The following is a 17,619-nucleotide window of genomic DNA, read 5'->3' as shown; positions in this document are numbered from 1 at the left end:
GGATTCCCCTCAGCTCACGAGGATCGCGATCACCCAGGCGCCGACCGCCACCATCGCGCCCGCGAGCTCGACCAGGATCGTGATGCCGGTGGCCCTGATCGCGGCCTTGGTCGAGATCCAGGCCTTGCTGCGGTCCCGGAGGCGTGCCTGCTCGGCGAGGTAGACCCCGAGCACGAACAGCAGCGGCAGCCCGATCACCGGGATGACGAAGAACCCGACCACACCGAGCACGCCCCCGACCACGAGGGTCCGGTTCGGCACGGCGGCCTTCTTCAGCCCGCGCCCGGCCAGCAGGTACTTGCCGATCCACGCGGCAACCGTTGCCACCACGCCGATAGCGAGCACCACCCAGCCGGACGCCGTCTGCACCTCCGTGGCCCACAGCAGGATGCCGCCGAGCACCAGCAGCGTGCCGGGCAGCACCTGCACCACGACGCCGAACAGGCCCACGACCATGATCGCCGCACAGAGCAGCTCGAAAGGCGTCACGGGCTCAGTGTGCCAACCTCCCGCCGTCGAGTTCGCTGCATGCGACGAACTCGGCGTAAGGGGCGTGATCGACCGAGGAGGTAGCCCTTCCCCTCGATTATCGATTAGTGATAACGTCTCGATCGCTGTCGGCCCAGTCGGGCCGGGTCAACGACGATCGCCACCCGCCGGTGGCCGGAAAGGTCGGTATGTCAGCGATGCTCAGGCGGCTTCTCACGCTGCTCACCACGATCGCCCTCGGGCTGGCCGGGCTCTTCCTGCCACCCGAGGCCAACGCCTCACCACTCACGCTCTACATCGCGCCGAACGGCGACGACTCCTCCCTCGGCACCATCGAGGAGCCGTTCCTGACCCTCGAGGGTGCCCGGGACGCCATCCGCACCCATCGGGCCGACGGCACCCTGCCGGACGGACCGGTCACCGTGTACCTGCGCGAGGGCTCCTACTACCGCACGCAGAGCTTCGAGCTGGGCGCCGAGGACTCGGGCACGGCCGACGCCCCCATCACGTACGCCTCCTACCCCGGCGAGACCGCGCGCCTCACCGGTGGGCTGGAGCTCGACCGCGACGACTTCACCCCGGTCACCGACGCCGCGGTGCTCGACCGGATCGTCGACGTCGACGCGCGCGACACCGTGCTGCAGCTCGACCTGCACGCCGCAGGGATCACCGACTTCGGCGACCTGAGCAGGCACGGCTACTGGTACGCCAACGACCTCAGCGAGATCCCTCCGATGGAGCTGTTCGTCGACGGCGAGGGCATGACGCTGGCCCGCTGGCCGAACGACGACACCGTGCAGATGAACGAGATCATCGACGTCGGGCCCACCCGCGAGGACGACGACCTTCACGAGCGCGGCGGCACCTTCAGCTTCACCTACGACCGCCCGCAGCACTGGACGGAGGCCGAGGACATCTGGATGGACGGCATCTTCGGTTACTCGTGGGAGTGGTCCTACAACAAGGTCGCCTCGATCGACCTCGAGAACAAGCAGCTCACGATGCGCTACGGCGAGATGTCCGGGCTGATGAAGACCTGGTTCGAGGACTTCCACCACTTCGAGAACCTGCTGGAGGAGCTCGACGTCCCGGGTGAGTACTACGTGGACCGCGACGCCGGCGTCCTCTACTTCCAGCCCAACGCCGGCTTCGAGCACGGCACCGGTGCGGTCACGGCCACGATGCTCTCGGAGCCGATGCTGCGCACCGACGGCACCTCCCACGTCGTCTTCGACGAGCTCGTGCTGGAGTACGGCCGGGCGCTGGCGGCCGTGATCCTCGGAGGCGAGGCCGTCACGATCTCGAGTAGCGACATCCGCAACTTCACCGATGGCGGCGTCTACATCAACTCCCCCGGCCGCTACACCTACGACGGCATCCCGGTGAACCGGGGCGGCACCGACCATGCGGTGGTGGACTCGCACCTGCAGCACGTCGGAGGCGTCGCCGTCGTCCTCCAGGGTGGTGACAAGGCGCTGCTGACGCCCGGCAACAACCGGGTGGTCAACTCCCACATCCACGACTTCGCCTACTACCACCAGGCCTACAACCCCGGCGTGATGCTCGACGGCGTGGGCAACAGCGTGCAGGACAGCGAGATCCATGACGCCCCGCACCCGGGCATCATCGTGCACGGCAACGACCACTTGATCGAGCGCAACGAGATCTACGACATCTGCAAGAGGTTCCAGGACCTCGGGGCGATCTACATGAACGCCGGCGCGACGCCGCAGCAGCGCGGGACGGTGATCCGTGGCAACTACTTCCACGACACCGGCATCGGGCGACTCGGTGTGGAGGGCATCTACCCGGACAACCTCACGATGGGCCTGACCATCGAGGGGAACTACTTCTACCGGATGGGCAACGACGCCATCAAGAGCGGTTCCGGCTCCTACATCGTCGCCCGCAACAACGTCTTCGTCGACACCTTCATCCCCTTCAACAACTACGAGATGTGGATGGGTGACGGCGAGGGCAACAAGGTCGACACCGACTACATGCCGGGGTGGCTCGAGCTCTTCGAGGAGAACAACGGCTTCGTGGGCACGCCGTACGCGGAGCGCTACCCCGAGCTGTTGACCTTCTTCGACGAGAACCACTACTACCCGGACACCAACGTCTTCGAGAACAACGTCACCTGGAACCCGGAGCTCACCCGGTCCGGGGACGTCAACGCCGAGGGTGCGCGCGACGTCCACGACCTGATGAACTACGGCGACAACTGGGTCACGGACACCGACCCGGGGTTCGTCGACTGGAGCAGCCAGGACTTCACGTTCACCGAGGGCGCGCCGGCCTTCGACCAGATCGCCGGTTTCGAGCCCACCCCGTTCGGCGAGATCGGAACCAGCGGCACGGTGGGTCACCCGGGCTCTCCCACGCACATCGATCTCGCGGGTGTCTACCTGCCGGCCGATCAGCTGACGCTGCCGCTCGGCTCGTCTCAGTCGTTCGCCGCACAGGTGGTGCCGTGGAACGCGAGCGAGGCCAGCGTCAGCTACTCCAGCAGCGATCCTGCAACCGTCGAGGTCGACGCGGCCGGTACCGTGACCGCGCTCGCCCCCGGGGAGGCGATCCTGACCGTCACCTCGACGGACGCCTCGATCACCGACGAGGCCCGGGTCGTCGTGGTGGCCGGTGACGGGATCCTCCACTACACCGACTTCGAGTCCGGCGGCAACGACTGGCCTGTCGACCCGAACCGGAGCATCGTGGCCGAGGCGGACGGCAACCACGTGTACCGGATCGTCAACGGCGCCAACAGCCAGCACCCACGCCCGTTCGGCGAGTACACGCTCCGGTTCCAGCTCGTCACGCCGGAGGTCATGCCCGAGGGCGGTGTGCTCCTGGTCTATGACCGCACCGGCGCCAACCCGGGTGGCTTCGTCGAGTACCGGCACAGCGAGGCCGAGCCGCGCTGGCGCGTCTACGACTCCGGCTGGGCCGTGCTGAAGGAGGTCGTGCTGACTCCTGAGCAGGCGCTCGCGCCGAGCTCACGGTACGAGGTCGCGATGACCTCGGCCGCCGCCGGTGTCACGGTCGCGGTCGACGGGACGCCGGTGATCTCGGGTCCGAACCCCAACCCCGGCACGTCCGGCAAGGTCGGGTTCTACGTCTCGGGCTTCAGCCACCTCGACGTCGACGACGTGATGTTCTCGCTGGTCCGCACGGCCCCGGAGTCGATCACGATCGCCGAGACCGATGTCGTCCTCGCGGCCGGGGGCAGCCGTCAGCTGACCGCCGTCCTCACGCCGAGCGACGCCAGCGCCACGCTCACGTGGGAGTCGTCGGACGCTGCCGTCGTCACGGTGGACGCGCTCGGTCGCATCCGGGCGGTCGGTCCGGGAACCGCCTCGGTGACCGTCACCGTCGCCGACGACCAGACCCTCAGCGCGAGCGTCGCCGTCGAGGTGGTCCAAGGTGAGTACGTCGTGACCGATCTGACCGACGAGCTCTCGGACGCCGCCGGCTGGGTGGGTGACGTCATCGCCGACTTCGAGGGCGGCACCCTGCGTGTGACGGCCGAAGGCGTGGTCGGCTACGAGGGCGCCACCTACGCCGACGGGCTGCTGCGCTTCAACGCCTCCTTCGGGGGCTTCGAGGGCGGCTGGTACGGCTTCGCCGTCCGGTCCGACCGCGCGGGCACGCCGAGCTGGGTCGGGAGCAACAAGGGCTACCTCGTGGTGATCAAGGAGGACGTGATCGAGTTCCAGAGCTGGCGTCCTGGTCAGTCGATGCTGGACATCATCCCCAACACCGCGATCGCCGCGAACAGCGAGCACGTCATCGAGTTCGGCACCACCGCCACCGACCAGGGCATGGAGATCGTGCTGCGCGTCGACGGTGCGACCGTGTGGAGCGGTCTCGACGCCGGGACAGGGGACGCGATCGCGGAGGCCGGTTACTTCAACGTCTACCACTACGCCGAGGCCAATGCGCTGACGCTCGCCCCGGTGGACGAGGACGAGCCCGAGCCACCGGCCCACGAGACCGGCGTCGACCTGCGGGTCAGCGTCCGCTCGCAGTGCTGGGAGGACCAAGCGGTGGTGGCGATGCACGCCGTCAACCGCACGGACCTGCCGGCGGACATCCGGCTGACCACACCGTTCGGTGACAAGAAGTTCACCGCGGTGCAGCCGGGACAGGCGGTGTACCACGGGTTCACCACCGGGGGTGCGTCGGTCGACGCCGGTACCGCGACGACCGCCGGCTACTCGTGGCACACCGACCATGGCCACTACGAGCGCTACTCGGTCAGCTACGAGGCGGTGACCTGCGGCTGAGCACGCCACCGGACGCTCCGGGGTGCCACTGCGGCACCCCGGAGCGTCCATTAACGATTAGCGATAGCCGTAGAGTGGGGGCATGACGGAGATGACGACGCAGGGGCTCTCCCGGGGGCTGCTCTCCGACCAGATCTACGACCTGATCAAGAACCAGATCAAGGACTCCACGCTCGTGCCCGGCCAGCAGCTGGTCGAGTCGCAGCTCGCGCGCGAGTGGAAGGTGAGCCAGGCCCCGGTGCGTGACGCGCTGAAGCGGCTCGCACACGAGGGCCTCGTCACGCACGAACGCAACCGCGGCAACTTCGTGGCCGAGTACTCCGAGGACGAGATGAACCAGGCGCGGGTGGCCCGCACGGCGCTGGAGTCGCTCGCGGGTCGGCTCGTGTGCGGCAACCTCAGCGAGGAGATGCGCAGCAGGCTCGACCGGACGATCGAGCAGATGCACGCGGCCGCGACCGACCGCAACCTCAGCACCTTTCGCGAGCTCGACTTCGTCTTCCACCGCACGGTGATCGAGGCGAGCGGCAACCCCTACCTGCCCCGCATGTGGGACATCATCGAGCCGAGCCTGCGCGCCACCCACGCGCTCGGAGACCCCGACTTCCCGGGCGACTGGCACGAGGTCGCGGACTGGCACTGGAGCCTGCTGCAGGTGCTGCAGGGCAACGACGAGGAAGCCGCCGCCACCCTGTTCGCCCGGCACGCCGCCGGCACGCTGCTCGAGCCCGACGAGGGCGCTCAGCCGAGGTAGAGCCGCGTCGCGAGCCCCCGCCAGAACGAGTCCGCGTCGCGGGGCTCGAGCTCGGGCAGCGCAGCGTGCGTGCGCCTCAACGTCTCCTGATAGCTGAACGTCCTGGTCGAGATCGGCCAGTCGCTCCCGAACATCAGCCGTTCGATGCCGAGGATCCCGACGGCGTCCGCCACGATCGCGGGGACGCTCGCCGGATCCCGCCCTGGTGTGTGCAGCCCCGAGACCTTCGCCATCACACGCGCGTGCTCAGCGACAGCCTGGAGCCCTTGACGCCAGCGGTCATCGGGCTCGTTACCGCCGAGACCGAGGTGACAGAGCACGATCGTCAGGTCGGGGTGCGCGGCCGCCACCGACGCCGCGGCGGGAAGCTGCTCAGGGCGGATCAGCAGCTCGAGCACCGCGCCCGTGGCGGCGAGTCCCGCGGCGAGCTCGTCCACGCCAGGGACGTCGCTGAGGTCGGCCGCACGAGTCGGAACCGCGAGCCTGATCCCTGCGAGGGCCGGATGGTCGAGCACGGCTTGCGCGGTGCCCGCCCACCACCCTGGTCGCGGTTCGTACTGCGCCACCACCGCGGATACCAGGGGGTCTCGCTCGGCCGCCGCCAGCAGCCAGCGCAGCTCCGCGAGGGTGTCGGCAGCCTGCACGACGACGGCGCCCTCGGGCGGCGCCGCCCCCGTCGCGGCGAGGTCGGCGAGCAGGTCGTCGACGACCGCGCGGGCCGGCAGACCCTGGCCGTCGCGAAACCAGGACAACGGAACCTGCGACACGTCCCACAGGTGGAGGTGGGAGTCGACGAACCTCACGCCGCCGCGTCCAGGAGCTGCCAGAGCTCGGCGGGGACGGGCACCTCGAGCCCCGCCACCCAGTCGGTCACCTCGGCCGCGGTGCGTGCACCCACGACGACGGCCTCGACGCCGTGGCGCTGCAGCGGGAACCGCGCGGCCGCGTGGCGCAGCTCGACCCCGTGATGTGCGCAGAGCTGAGCCATCGCCTGGGCCCGGGCGACGATCTCCCCCGAGGCCGGGTGGTAGTCGAAGTACGGGGCGCCCACGGGGTCGGCGAGCACTCCGGAGTTGAGCACCCCGGCCGCGATGACGCCGACGCCCCGCTCCCGCGCCGCCGGGAGCAGCGCCTCGTCGGCATGCCGGTCGATCAGCGTGAGCCGGCCGGCCTCCATCACGACGTCGAGGTCGGCCTCCTGCACGAACCGTGTCAGCGGCTCGGTCCAGACCATGCCCACCCCGATCGCACGCACGACGCCCTGGTCCTTCAGCTCCTGGAGCGCGGGGATGGTCGAGCGCAGAGCCGCGTCGACGTCCGGCGGGTCGTGCAGGTACAGCAGGTCGACCCGATCGGTGCGCAGCCGCTGCAGGCTGCCCTCGAGGCTGCGCAGCACGCCGTCCCGGCTGCCGTCGAACACCGTGCCGGAGCCGACCTGTCCGCTCGCGACGACCGCGCCGTCATCGTCGACCACGGCGCGCCCTACCTTGGTGGCGATCACCAGGTCGTCCCGAGGGACGCCGTCGAGCGCACGCCCGAGGCGCTGCTCGCTGAGGCCGGCCCCGTAGTGCGGGGCCGTGTCGAAGAACCGGATGCCGGCCGCGAGCGCGGTAGCGACGGTCGCCTCGGCATCGGCCTCGGCGACCGAGGTGTAGAGGTTCCCGATGGGAGCGCACCCGAGCCCCCAGGACGACGCCGATCCCGGCTCGCCGAGCGGCCTCAGGACTGGACGGAACGCCATGCCTCGTACTCCTCGCGGCTGTCAGCCGTGAGCGGGTAGTAGTCGCTCAGCCTGGCACCCTCGTCGAGACGCTGCCGGCTGAACACCTCCCACTCCTCGTGATCGCGAGCCGCGGCGGCGACCTCCGCCGCGGCGGCCTGCGGCACGACCACGGCGCCGTCGTCGTCGGCGATCACCACGTCACCCGGGAGGCACAGCGACCCCCCGACGGCGACCGGGACGTCGTAGGCCCACGGGAACAGCTCGGACTGCGAGGCGTAGTGCGGCGTGACGCCGTTGCTCCACACCGGCAGGTCCAGCTCCCGGATGCGCCCGGAGTCGCGGATGCAGCCGTCGACGACGAGACCGACGCCGCCCTTGCGCGACAGATAACGCGTGAGGATGTCGCCCATGCAGCCCGAGTGGGTGCTCCCGTAGGCCTGCACCACGAGCACGTCGCCCGGCTGCACCGTCTCGAGCACCTCCCAGAGGGCCGTCTTCCGCTCGGCGTACTCCTGCCCCGCGAAGGAGCCGAGATCCTCACGCTGGGGCATGAACTGCAGCGTGAGCGCCGAGCCGACCATGCGCTGCCCCGGCTTCAACGGTCGCGGCCCCGAGATGAAGGATCGGCGGATCCCCATCGAGTGCAGCTTGGCGCACGCGGTAGCGGTCGAGACCTGCTCGAGGGAGGCCCTCACCTCTGCGGGCACCCGCTCGTAGCGCTCGCCGCGTACCGGGAGCTCGATCTGCGGTCGCGTCAGGCGGATGGCGGTGTCGGTCATGGGGTTCCCCGTTCGGATCGTGCTGCGGCAAGCGCGCGTGCGCCGGCCGGGCGGTGGTGCGGTCGTTGTTCGCTGGGTCTGGTGTAGAGCGTGAGGCGGGTGCGGTGCGAGGGCGGGAGCGTCACCCGGGCGGCGCCGTCGACCTCGGTGGTGGCGGTGACAGCCCTCCCGGGGCGGGACGTCTCCGCGGTGGACGGGCCGGGGTAGTCGCCGCCCTCCTCACCGCGGCTGTCGACACGCTCCAGCCGGTGCTCGCCGAACGCGCTCGCGCGGATCAGCAGCCGTCGGGTGCGGGTCGGCGAGAGGTTGACGACCTCGACCTCGATGCGATCCTCGTCGAGGCTCGTCACGAGCGCGGCGACATCCTGCGGCAGACCCGCCCGGCCCCGGTCGAGGTCCTCGTAGCTGAGCGCCGCGAACGGCAGGCCGCCGTTGTAGAGAGTCTGCGGCGTGCCCGTGATCAGCTGGGACAGGATCTCGGTCACCACCGGGTTCACGCGCTGCCAGTAGTGCAGGTGCACGTCCGCCGGGTCGGGATGCTCGGTCTCCATCAGGGCAACCCGGCGGGCCACCTGCCCGAGTGCCATCGACAGGGCCTGCACCGGGTACTCGGGGTGGTCGCCGTCGAGATAGGCCAGCCAGGGTGCGTCGTGCCCGGACTCCATCTTGTCGCGGAACGGCTGCACGTCGCGCGCGGCCGCCGGCATGCCGCTCAGCACGCGGTCGAGGCGTGCCCGGTCCTGCTCGTCGCGCGTCCACCACCACAGCCAGAGCGGGAACTCGAGCTGCATCGGTCCGAAGTCGAACCATCCCTCGGTGCCGTGGCGGTGCGGGACGAGCAGGGCGGGCTCGTCCACCCCCGCGCCGTACCGAGCGCGCCAGAACTGGCTGAGGCTGAACGGTGTCGCGGCCGGCGGCGCCGTGATCGCGTGCTCGAGCACGGTGTCCAGCGCCGTGCGCGTCACGTCGAGGAAGGTGCTGTCGCCGGTGACGAGCGAGGCGTTCAGCCCCGCGACCAGCGTGGCGGAGGCCACCGAGTGCAGCCCGTGGGGCCAGGTCCAGCCGTAGTGGCCGCCGTACCAGCGACCCTCGTGGAGACCTCCGACGGTGCCGTCGGGCGCGACGTTGTCCGGGATCAGACCGCGGTTGCGGTCGGCTCGCTCGTGCCAGCCCCCGACATACCGGGAGATCCAGGACGATGCGGCGGGGTCGCCGTCGTACAGCCAGCGGTTGGCGACCAGCGAGGTCGCCGCGAGGTTGACGGCGGTGTCCCCCTGGGCTCGGTGGTGCAGGGCGCGCCCCATCGCCTGAGCGTTCGCGGGCGAGCGGAGGTCGTCCCAGCTGGTGATGCCCGGGAGCCCGTGCAGCGGCAGCCCGTAGGGCTCCATGTGGACGAGGTCGGCCGAGTACGCCTGCCAGGTGGGGCCGAGCCCCTCGAGCGCGCCGCGTGCGCCGTTGTGCGGTGCGCGGATGATGTTCCGCTCGGGGTCGTAGTTGCCGCGCGCCGGATCGGTGTAGAGGTCCGCGAACCGTGCTGCTCGGCCGGCGAAGGCCGGGTCGCTGGGGTCGGCTGCGCAGAGCCCGTAGAAGAACACGAGCGACTCGCCCTGGTGGAACCAGTCGTAGCCGTTCTCGTACTCCTCGGTGAGCATGCCGGCCTCGGTCAGCTGGGCCGTGACGCCGGACCAGTGGTGCTTGGCCGCGGTCAGCACGGCATCGCTGCCGCCGAGCAGGTAGAAGGCGGGCCAGTTGAAGAAGGGCTCGTAGAGGTCGTCGACGCCGTCGCGGTCCTCGAAGCCACCGCTGTAGCGGAGGCGTCCGTCGGCCTCGGTGTACCGCTCGGCGAACTGTCGCCATGCGGTCTCGATCGCGTCGAACAGCCGGCGCTGCAGCACCGCCCAGGCGGGGACCTCCCGCATGGCCTCGGTCAGGATCGGTTGGTTCATCCCTTGGTCGCTCCTGCCACGAGCCCGCCGATGATGTGGCGCTGCATGATCACGAAGAAGATGACGGCGGGGAGGATCGCGAGCAGCAGGGTGGGGAACACCACGGTGTAGTCGGTCGAGTACTGGCCGACGGCGGCGTAGACGCCCGTCGTCACGGTGTAGATCCCGGAGCTGGGGCCGAGGATGATCTGGGGCGAGACGAAGTCGTTCCAGACACTGATCGAGTTGAGCACCAGGATCGTCGCGACGACCGGCTTCATGATGGGGAAGATGCAGGACCAGAAGGCACGGATCTGGCCCGCTCCGTCGAGCGCCGCCGCCTCGTCGATGTCGCGCGGGACCGTGCGCAGATAGGCGCTGAACAGGAAGATCGTCACCGGCAACGTCGCGGCCGTCTCGAACAGGATGAAGCCCGGCACGGTGTTGATCAGCCCGAGGAGCCGGAGCACGAACACGACCGGGATCAGCGTCACCTGCCCGGGGATGAACAGACCGGACACGAAGAGCAGCAGCAAGCACATGTGCCACTTCTTGCGGCCGCGTGCGATCACGTACGCCACCGGGGCGGCCAGGGCGATGCCGAACACGTTGACCATGAGGACGAAGGACAGCGTGACGCCGTACGCACGGACCACGTTGAACTTCTCGCTGGTCAGCGCTTCCTTCAGGTACTCGAGCGTGAACGTCGAGGGATCGATCAGCAGCGGCTGCTGGATGATCTCGGCCTGCGGCTTGAAGGCACTGATCACCAGGATGTACATCGGGATGAGCATCACCAGCGCCGTCGCTGCGAGCACCACCCACTTGATGGCGGCGCCGGGGACCGTGCCGCGCCTCGTGGCGGCACTCATGCGGCGACCTTCTGCTCGGCGCTGCGACGCGCGAACGTCACGGCGAGTCCGGCGACCGCGGTGACCACGAGGAGCACGACCGATTGCGCGGCACCGAGACCGAGCGCCGAACGCGCGAAGGAGTCCTTGAGGATCTGGTAGACGATCGTCTGGGTACCCGCTGCCGGGCCGCCGTCGGTGAGCGCCAGCACGACGTCGTACACCTTGAGCAGGCCGACGAGCGTGAGCACGAGGTTGACCGTGAGCACCGGTGCGATCAGCGGCACCGTGATCGCGCGGAACTGCTGCCAGCGGGAGGCGCCGTCGACGGTGGCGGCCTCGTAGTACTCGTTCGGCACCGACTTGATGCCGGCGATGAACAGGATCATGTTGAAGCCGAAGCTCGACCACAGGATCGTGGCGATGACGCTGCCCTTGGCCCACGTCGGGTCGATGAGGAACGGGAGCGGCCCGACCCCGACGTGCGCGAGCAACGAGTTGGCGACACCGTTCGGCTGCAGCATCGCCGACCACAGGAACCCGATGATCAGCGAGCTTATGATGTAGGGGTAGAAGAAGATCGTGCGCAGCACGGTGTTCGCCCTGCCGGGCGCTGCGATGAGCACGGCCACCGCCAGCCCGACGACGTTGCACAACGTGGTTCCGACCAGTGCGACGATCGCCGTGAAGATCGCGGCGTCGACCGTGCGCGGGTTCTTGAAGGCGAACCGGTAGTTCTCGAGCCCGATGAAGTCGAAGTTGAGGCTGTAGCCGTTCCAGTCGGTGAGGCTGAGCACGAACGCCAGGATCATCGGGATGATGAACATGAGGACGAACACCAGCACGGCGGGTCCCGCCATGATGAGGTCGGGCACCCTCGACCGCAGTGGCTTGCGGCGTGCGGCTCGCACACGTGGCGGGTGCGGCGCCCGCGGTTGCTGCGGGGGTGCTGTCACGGTCGCTGTCATCTCTCGCCTTCCTGGCCGAGCGGGGGCGCGGGTCTTTGCGGATCCGCGCCCCCGCTGCTTCAGCCTGCGTTCGCCGCGAACCAGTCGTCCATGGCGCCGATGACGTCAGCGGCAGGCGTGCCGCCCATCAGGGCCTGGGTCTGGGTGTTGAGCTCCTCGGAGTACCCGGCGGGGAGACGGCGCTCGCCGTAGCCCTCACCGGTGGGCGTGTACGAGCCGGCGGGTGTCTCGGCAACGATCTGGAACAGCTCGTCGCCCAGCGCCGTCGTCTCGTAGGCGTACCCATCGCGGAAGTTCCCGTCGACGATCAGCTGGTCGATCACCGCGGTCTCGTCCGTCGTCAGGAACTCCACGAGCAACGCGGCCTCGTCGACGACGGGGCTGCTCGACGGGATGCTGTAGGGGCTCGCGATGTTGGCACCCATGGCGGGCTCGCTGACACCCTCGATCGCCGGGGCGCGGAAGACACCGATCTCGGCAGGGTTCTCCGCCGCCGCCTCGGTGCCGGCGAACCAGCTGCCCATCGGGTAGATGGCACTCTCGCCGGCGAGGAACGCCTGCTCGGCGTCGGGGTACTGGATGCCCAGCGCCTCGGTGGGCACATAGCCCGCTGCCACCCAGTCGGCGTACCGCTCGATGAAGGTGCCGTAGGTCTCGCTGAAGGTCGCCTCACCGGAGGACATCCGGGCGTACCAGTCCGGGTCCGTTCCGACCACGCTGGGCAGCGCGAGCGCCTGCAGTGCGTGGCTGCTCATCCAGTCGCCGCCGGTCTGGATCGGTGTCCATCCCGCAGCCGACAGCGCGGCGAGCGCCTCGTCGAGCTCTTCGAGCGTGGTGGGAAGCTCGGTGATCCCGGCCTCCTCGAAGGCGGTCTTGTTGTAGAACATCAGGCTCTGCAGCTGCACGCCGATACCGGCCATGTAGTACTTGCCGTCGATCGTGTACTGCTCCGCGAGCGGCCCCTCCGTCGCCCAGTCGTAGCCCGACAGGTCCACGAGCTCGGGCGCCAGCTCGGGCGTCGGTGGCAACGACTGCACCACGTCGGGTGCGTCACCCGCGGCCAGCAGACGCGGCAGTGCGGCGGCGACGCCTTCGGCACCCGGGTTCTGGATGATGACGTCGATGCCTGGGTTGGCCTCCTCGAAGGGAGCCACCAGCTCGTTCCAGAACTCTTCGGTCAAGTTCGGGGTGACGTTGACGAGCATGCTCACCTCGACCTTGCCGTCCTCGCCTCCTCCCCCGTCGTCGTCGCCGGCGGCGGTGGAGCACCCTGCCAGCGCCACGGCGGCCACGCCCATGGCAGCGAGGGCTGCGCGCTTTCTGATCATCGTCGATCCTCTCGATACGAAGTGCCGTCGTCGGCAGACCAGACAATAATCGATAATCGCTCGATGCGCCAGTGGCGTGGGGTGGACGCACCGCCCGGGGACCTGTGCGAGGGCGCATAGGAGCGCGCTCGAGCTGTGCAGGAACGCCCTCGAACCGTCCGGGAGCGGCCCCCGACGACCCGCGTGTCGTCGGCGTCAAGCAGCGCGCGCGGCGAGCCCCGACCTGCGCGCCAGCGCCCCGTTCACCTCGGGTGCCAGCGATCACATGCCGCCAGGGTGCATGGCACGGACTCAGGCAGCATGCGAACGCTTTCCGCCCAGGCCGCGGCGTATCGCTCGGTGGGTGAGAGTCGAGGGCCTTTCGCGAACGGGTCGCGCACCGGCCTGCGGTCGCGTGGAAGGGGGCTCCCCAGCGCGCTCGGGGCGGTCAGCGCCAGAGGACGGCGAGCGCGTCGCGCGCACCAGCCTGCGCCCGCGTCGAAGCGGGCTCCCCTACACGCTCGTGCGGTCAGCGCCAGAGGACGGCGAGCGCGTCGCGCGCACCAGCCTGCGCCCGCGTCGAAGCAGGCTCCTCCTGGTCGCGCGTGCCGGTCAGCGCCAGAGGACCGCGAGCGCGATGTTGAGGATCGTCAGGCCGGCGATGGCTCCCAGGTAGCCGGTGGTGACGCTCTCGTGCTTGCGGCCACGCCAGACGAGGACACCGACCACGAGCGCCACCACGAGCTTGACGCCGATCTTGATGTTGTTGACCTCGCCGTCGCCCATCTCGAGCACGCCGACCAGGAGGATGCCGGTCACGAGCGCGGTGAGGATCCCGTGCCACACCCCCGGGTTGATCTCCGGCTTGCGCATGCGGGTCACGACACCCCCGAGCACGAGAGCCCACCCGATCAGGTGGAGGACGAGCAGCACACCGTGGACGATCTCCATGGATCTGACGCTACGTCATCACCCCACCCTGGCGCGAATCGGGCCGGCTCCGCGTGTCCCGTACCCGCGAGTTCGCACATCGACGGCGAGATCGCACCGTGCGGAGTGCGATGTCGCCGTCGAGGTGCGATCTCACTAGGCAGCGGCCCACGAGCGACGCCGGCGACCAGCGGCGGCCCCGCGCGTGGGCCGTCACCTCACCGTCGGTAGCTGGCGATCCGCGTCAGCGACGGTGTGCGAGGCGCACCGGAGCCTCCGAAATCGACGGGCGGGTCGACCGGTGCCATCGCGCCCAGGTCCGCGCCACCGAGCGTCCCGGAGACCGTCGACAGCAGCCGGTGGTCGGACGCGGCGTACCAGAGCTGGTCGTCGCCGTTCCGGACGGCGGTCCGGACGCTCGGCATCACGCGCCGGGCGATCGGGTCACTCAGCCGCGCCCACCACAGCCGCTCCCGCAGCGCCGAAGGCTGGAGCCGCAGCAGGTGTCCCAGCGCGGTCCGGCGGCCGACCCCCAGCACGAGATCGAGGCCCGGCCCGGTCACGTGCCAGGCGGGGCCACGCGTGATGTGCACGTCGCCGAGCACGACCTCCTCGAAGCGGTACCGGGAGGTGATCTCCTGGGCCAGCGGCTCGAGCGGGGCGTAGAGCACCCGGCGGCCGTCGGGATGGGCCACCATCACGTCGTCGACCCGGCCGAACGGTCCGGAGTCCCACGAGCCGACGACCACACGCGGGCCTCGGGTCGTGCCTGTGGCCGCGATCCAGCCCCGGAACGGCTCCGTCGCCGCCGGAGCGCGGGTCATGCCGCCGCGCTGCTCACCGCACGCCCGTAGAGCTCGTCGGCGACCGTGAGCACGTCGGGCCACGCCACCGCCGGCGGCGTGGCGGCGTTGGTCGCGCGGATCCGACCGAGCAGCTCCGGCTCCGACGCGAGCCGCACGAGGGTGCGGCTCATCGCCTCGTCGGAGGGAACCAGGAACCCGTTGACGCCGTCCTCGACGAACTCACCCAGCCCCGTTCCCGCACGGCCGACGACCGCCAGCCCGGACGCCCGCGCCTCGAGCGCCGCGATCCCGAAGGCCTCCAGGACCGAGGGCGAGACGAACACGTCCTGGTCGCGGTAGATCGTGGGCAGCAGGGCACGCGGCACCTTGCCCATCACGGTGACCACGTCCTCCAGCCGGTTCGCCTGCACCTCCGAGCGCACCTGTCCCTCGGCCGGCCCGCCGCCGACGAGGGTCATCCTGATGCGGGGCGTGCCGTCGGGATGGCGACCCAGTGCCTCGTGCGCCCGCGCCACCGCCATCAGGAGCGGGATCGCACGCTTGCGCGGCGCCAGCCGCTGGGTGCCGACGACCCTGAGCGAGCCGGGCGAGGCAGCGGGCACCGGGTTGGCGGCGGCCGCGAGCCACGGCGCGAGGTCCAGCCCGTTCGACAGCACGGTCACGTCGGTGCGGTCGAGCGCGTCCGCGACGCGCTCCGCGGCGACGGTGCTGACGGCGCTCGGCGCGAACGGGGCGTCGTCCCAGCCCGTGGCCCTCGCACCGGCCGAGACCAGGCTCTCGACGCCGTCGAGCATGCAGTGCCAGGTGATCGCCAACGGGAGGCCGAGGGACCTGGCCGCCCGGGCGCCGTCGTAGGCGAACGGGGAGACCACACCGGCGTGCACGTGCACGACGTCGGGCTTGAGCATCCGCAACGCCCGCCGGATCAGCCAGAGCCCGAGCGGGTGGACCGGGAGGCCGAACGTGGTGCGGGAGGCGAGCCGGTGCACCCGCAGACCCAGCGACTCGGTGGTGCTGGCGCGATAGCGGCTCCGCCCCTGCGCCTCGGCGCCCTTGGGAAGGGCGGTCGCGGTGAGCACGTGGACGGCGTCACCCCGGGCCGCCTGGTGGGTCGCCAGGTCCTGGACCTGGGTCTCGATACCACCCACCCGGGGCGCGTAGCAGTCGGAGATGTGGACGATCCGCACGTCGCCCTACTCCCACTCGATGGTGCCCGGCGGCTTGCTCGTCACGTCGAGGGTCACGCGGTTGACGTCGGGCACCTCGTTGGTGATCCGCGTCGAGATGCGCGCGAGCACGTCGTACGGCAGCCGTGTCCAGTCGGCGGTCATCGCGTCCTCGCTGGAGACCGGGCGGAGCACGACCGGGTGGCCGTAGGTCCGGCCGTCACCCTGCACGCCGACCGACCGCACGTCGGCCAGCAGCACCACCGGGCACTGCCAGATCTCGCGGTCGAGCCCGGCGGCGGTCAGCTCCGCGCGGGCGATCGCGTCGGCGGCCCGCAACGTCTCGAGCCGCTCCGCCGTGACCTCGCCGACGATCCGGATGCCGAGCCCGGGACCCGGGAACGGCTGACGCCAGACGATCACCTCCGGCACGCCGAGCTCGAGCCCGACGGCGCGCACCTCGTCCTTGAACAAGGTGCGCAGCGGCTCGACCAGCTCGAACTGCAGGTCGTCGGGGAGACCGCCGACGTTGTGGTGCGACTTGATGTTCGCCGCGCCCTCGCCGCCGCCGGACTCCACCACGTCCGGGTACAGGGTGCCCTGCACGAGGAACCTGACCTCCTCCGCGGGCCCGTGCGCATCGACGGCCCTGTCGTGGCCCTCGTTGATGACTTCACGGGCGGCCTGCTCGAACACCCTGATGAACTCGCGGCCGATGATCTTGCGCTTGGTCTCGGGGTCGGTGACGCCGGCGAGCGCGCCCAGGAACTGCTCGCGCGCGTCGACGACCTTCAGCCGCACGCCCGTGGACTCCACGAAGTCGACCTCGACCTGCTCAGCCTCACCCTCGCGCAGCAACCCGTGGTCGACGAAGACGCAGGTCAGCTGGTCGCCGACAGCCTTCTGCACCAGTGCCGCGGCGACCGAGGAGTCGACGCCACCGGAGAGCCCGCAGATCACACGCGCGTCCCCGACCTGCGCCCGGATCGCCTCGACCTGCTCGGCGACGACGTTGCCGGCGGTCCAGTCCCCGGCCAGCCCTGCGCCGTCGTGAAGGAAGTTCTCGAGCGCGCTCTGACCGAGCGTCGTGTGCCTAACCTCGGGGTGCCACTGCATCCCGAACAGCCGCCGCTCGGGGTTCTCGAACGCGGCGACCGGGGACCCCGGCGAGGTGGCGAGCACGTCGAAGCCGTCAGGTGCCGCCTGCACGGCGTCACCGTGCGACATCCACGTGGTCTGGTCGGGCGGCGAGCCCTCGAGCAGCGTTCCCTGGGCGCTCACCTCGACGGCGGTGCCGCCGTACTCACGCGTCCCGGTCTTGGCGACCGTGCCGCCGAGCGCGGCCGCCATGGCCTGGAAGCCGTAGCAGATGCCGAGCACCGGGACCCCGGCCTCGAACAGCGCCGGGTCGACCCGCGGCGCGCCCTCCTCGTAGACCGACGACGGCCCGCCCGAGAGGATGATCGCCGCCGGCTCCTTGGCGAGCATGTCCGGCACCGCCATCGTGTGCGGGACGATCTCGCTGTACACCTTCGCCTCGCGCACGCGGCGCGCGATCAGCTGGGCGTACTGGGCGCCGAAGTCGACGACGAGGACAGGGCGATGCAGCTCGGCAGGCGATGGCACCCCGCCAGG

Annotated in this window: 14 protein-coding genes; 2 read left to right on the top strand and 12 right to left on the bottom strand. The window is 70.3% G+C overall.

The window, feature by feature from the left end:
• Positions 1–9: 9 nt before the first annotated feature.
• Positions 10–489, bottom strand: coding sequence for a DUF456 domain-containing protein (locus GPA04_RS11170; protein WP_241680741.1), 480 nt, complete (start codon positions 487–489; stop codon positions 10–12).
• 188 nt (positions 490–677) lie between these two features.
• On the opposite strand from GPA04_RS11170, the gene GPA04_RS11165 reads away from it, so the two are divergent.
• Positions 678–4,775, top strand: a complete 4,098-nt coding sequence (locus GPA04_RS11165; protein ID WP_156224181.1) for an Ig-like domain-containing protein — start codon at positions 678–680, stop codon at positions 4,773–4,775.
• 82 nt (positions 4,776–4,857) lie between these two features.
• Positions 4,858–5,529, top strand: coding sequence for a GntR family transcriptional regulator (locus GPA04_RS11160; RefSeq protein ID WP_156224180.1), 672 nt, complete (start codon positions 4,858–4,860; stop codon positions 5,527–5,529).
• On the opposite strand, the gene GPA04_RS11155 is transcribed toward GPA04_RS11160, so the two are convergent.
• The 11 genes from GPA04_RS11155 to guaA form a co-directional block, all read right to left on the bottom strand.
• Positions 5,517–6,332, bottom strand: a complete 816-nt coding sequence (locus GPA04_RS11155; protein WP_162458590.1) for an amidohydrolase family protein — start codon at positions 6,330–6,332, stop codon at positions 5,517–5,519. The two genes, GPA04_RS11160 and GPA04_RS11155, sit on opposite strands and share 13 nt — an antisense overlap.
• Entirely contained in the window at positions 6,329–7,270 is a 942-nt protein-coding gene (locus GPA04_RS11150; RefSeq protein ID WP_156224178.1) for an aldo/keto reductase, read from the bottom strand. The genes GPA04_RS11155 and GPA04_RS11150 overlap by 4 nt, the downstream gene beginning before the upstream one ends.
• Entirely contained in the window at positions 7,249–8,031 is a 783-nt protein-coding gene (locus tag GPA04_RS11145) for an RraA family protein (protein ID WP_156224177.1), read from the bottom strand. The genes GPA04_RS11150 and GPA04_RS11145 overlap by 22 nt, the downstream gene beginning before the upstream one ends.
• Positions 8,028–9,977, bottom strand: a complete 1,950-nt coding sequence (locus tag GPA04_RS11140; protein ID WP_156224176.1) for a DUF8034 domain-containing protein — start codon at positions 9,975–9,977, stop codon at positions 8,028–8,030. The genes GPA04_RS11145 and GPA04_RS11140 overlap by 4 nt, the downstream gene beginning before the upstream one ends.
• Positions 9,974–10,828, bottom strand: coding sequence for a carbohydrate ABC transporter permease (locus GPA04_RS11135; RefSeq protein WP_156224175.1), 855 nt, complete (start codon positions 10,826–10,828; stop codon positions 9,974–9,976). Before GPA04_RS11135 ends, GPA04_RS11140 begins: the two co-directional genes overlap by 4 nt.
• A complete protein-coding gene (locus tag GPA04_RS11130) occupies positions 10,825–11,682 on the bottom strand; it encodes a carbohydrate ABC transporter permease (RefSeq protein WP_241680740.1) in 858 nt (285 codons plus the stop codon). Before GPA04_RS11130 ends, GPA04_RS11135 begins: the two co-directional genes overlap by 4 nt.
• 152 nt (positions 11,683–11,834) lie before the next feature.
• Positions 11,835–13,103, bottom strand: coding sequence for an ABC transporter substrate-binding protein (locus GPA04_RS11125; protein ID WP_156224173.1), 1,269 nt, complete (start codon positions 13,101–13,103; stop codon positions 11,835–11,837).
• Positions 13,104–13,694: 591 nt separating this feature from the next.
• The gene (locus tag GPA04_RS11120) at positions 13,695–14,033 is read right to left on the bottom strand and encodes a hypothetical protein (RefSeq protein WP_156224172.1); all 339 of its coding nucleotides are present in this window, start codon (positions 14,031–14,033) and stop codon (positions 13,695–13,697) included.
• Positions 14,034–14,230: 197 nt separating this feature from the next.
• Complete coding sequence (locus GPA04_RS11115; protein WP_156224171.1) at positions 14,231–14,836, bottom strand: hypothetical protein; 606 nt, start codon at positions 14,834–14,836, stop codon at positions 14,231–14,233.
• Positions 14,833–16,005 (bottom strand): glycosyltransferase family 4 protein, encoded by a 1,173-nt coding sequence (locus GPA04_RS11110; RefSeq protein ID WP_156224170.1) that lies wholly within the window; start codon positions 16,003–16,005, stop codon positions 14,833–14,835. Before GPA04_RS11110 ends, GPA04_RS11115 begins: the two co-directional genes overlap by 4 nt.
• Positions 16,006–16,011: 6 nt before the next feature.
• Complete coding sequence (gene guaA / locus GPA04_RS11105; protein WP_156224169.1) at positions 16,012–17,610, bottom strand: glutamine-hydrolyzing GMP synthase; 1,599 nt, start codon at positions 17,608–17,610, stop codon at positions 16,012–16,014.
• Positions 17,611–17,619 lie beyond the last annotated feature (9 nt).

This window comes from Pseudactinotalea suaedae (genome assembly GCF_009733815.1).
GTDB lineage: Bacteria > Actinomycetota > Actinomycetes > Actinomycetales > Beutenbergiaceae > Pseudactinotalea > Pseudactinotalea suaedae.
The sequence above is the reverse complement of the archived record's forward strand: the minus strand, read 5'-3'. Positions and strand labels throughout refer to the sequence as shown.

Excerpts from the sequence above, each read along its gene's own strand:
- GPA04_RS11150 (WP_156224178.1), bottom strand. The coding sequence starts at position 7,270 with ATGGCGTTCCGTCCAGTCCTGAGGCCGCTCGGCGAGCCGGGATCGGCG.
- GPA04_RS11120 (WP_156224172.1), bottom strand. The coding sequence starts at position 14,033 with ATGGAGATCGTCCACGGTGTGCTGCTCGTCCTCCACCTGATCGGGTGG.
- GPA04_RS11125 (WP_156224173.1), bottom strand. The coding sequence starts at position 13,103 with ATGATCAGAAAGCGCGCAGCCCTCGCTGCCATGGGCGTGGCCGCCGTG.
- GPA04_RS11145 (WP_156224177.1), bottom strand. The coding sequence starts at position 8,031 with ATGACCGACACCGCCATCCGCCTGACGCGACCGCAGATCGAGCTCCCG.
- GPA04_RS11165 (WP_156224181.1), top strand. The coding sequence starts at position 678 with ATGTCAGCGATGCTCAGGCGGCTTCTCACGCTGCTCACCACGATCGCC.
- GPA04_RS11135 (WP_156224175.1), bottom strand. The coding sequence starts at position 10,828 with ATGAGTGCCGCCACGAGGCGCGGCACGGTCCCCGGCGCCGCCATCAAG.
- GPA04_RS11160 (WP_156224180.1), top strand. The coding sequence starts at position 4,858 with ATGACGGAGATGACGACGCAGGGGCTCTCCCGGGGGCTGCTCTCCGAC.
- GPA04_RS11140 (WP_156224176.1), bottom strand. The coding sequence starts at position 9,977 with ATGAACCAACCGATCCTGACCGAGGCCATGCGGGAGGTCCCCGCCTGG.
- GPA04_RS11115 (WP_156224171.1), bottom strand. The coding sequence starts at position 14,836 with ATGACCCGCGCTCCGGCGGCGACGGAGCCGTTCCGGGGCTGGATCGCG.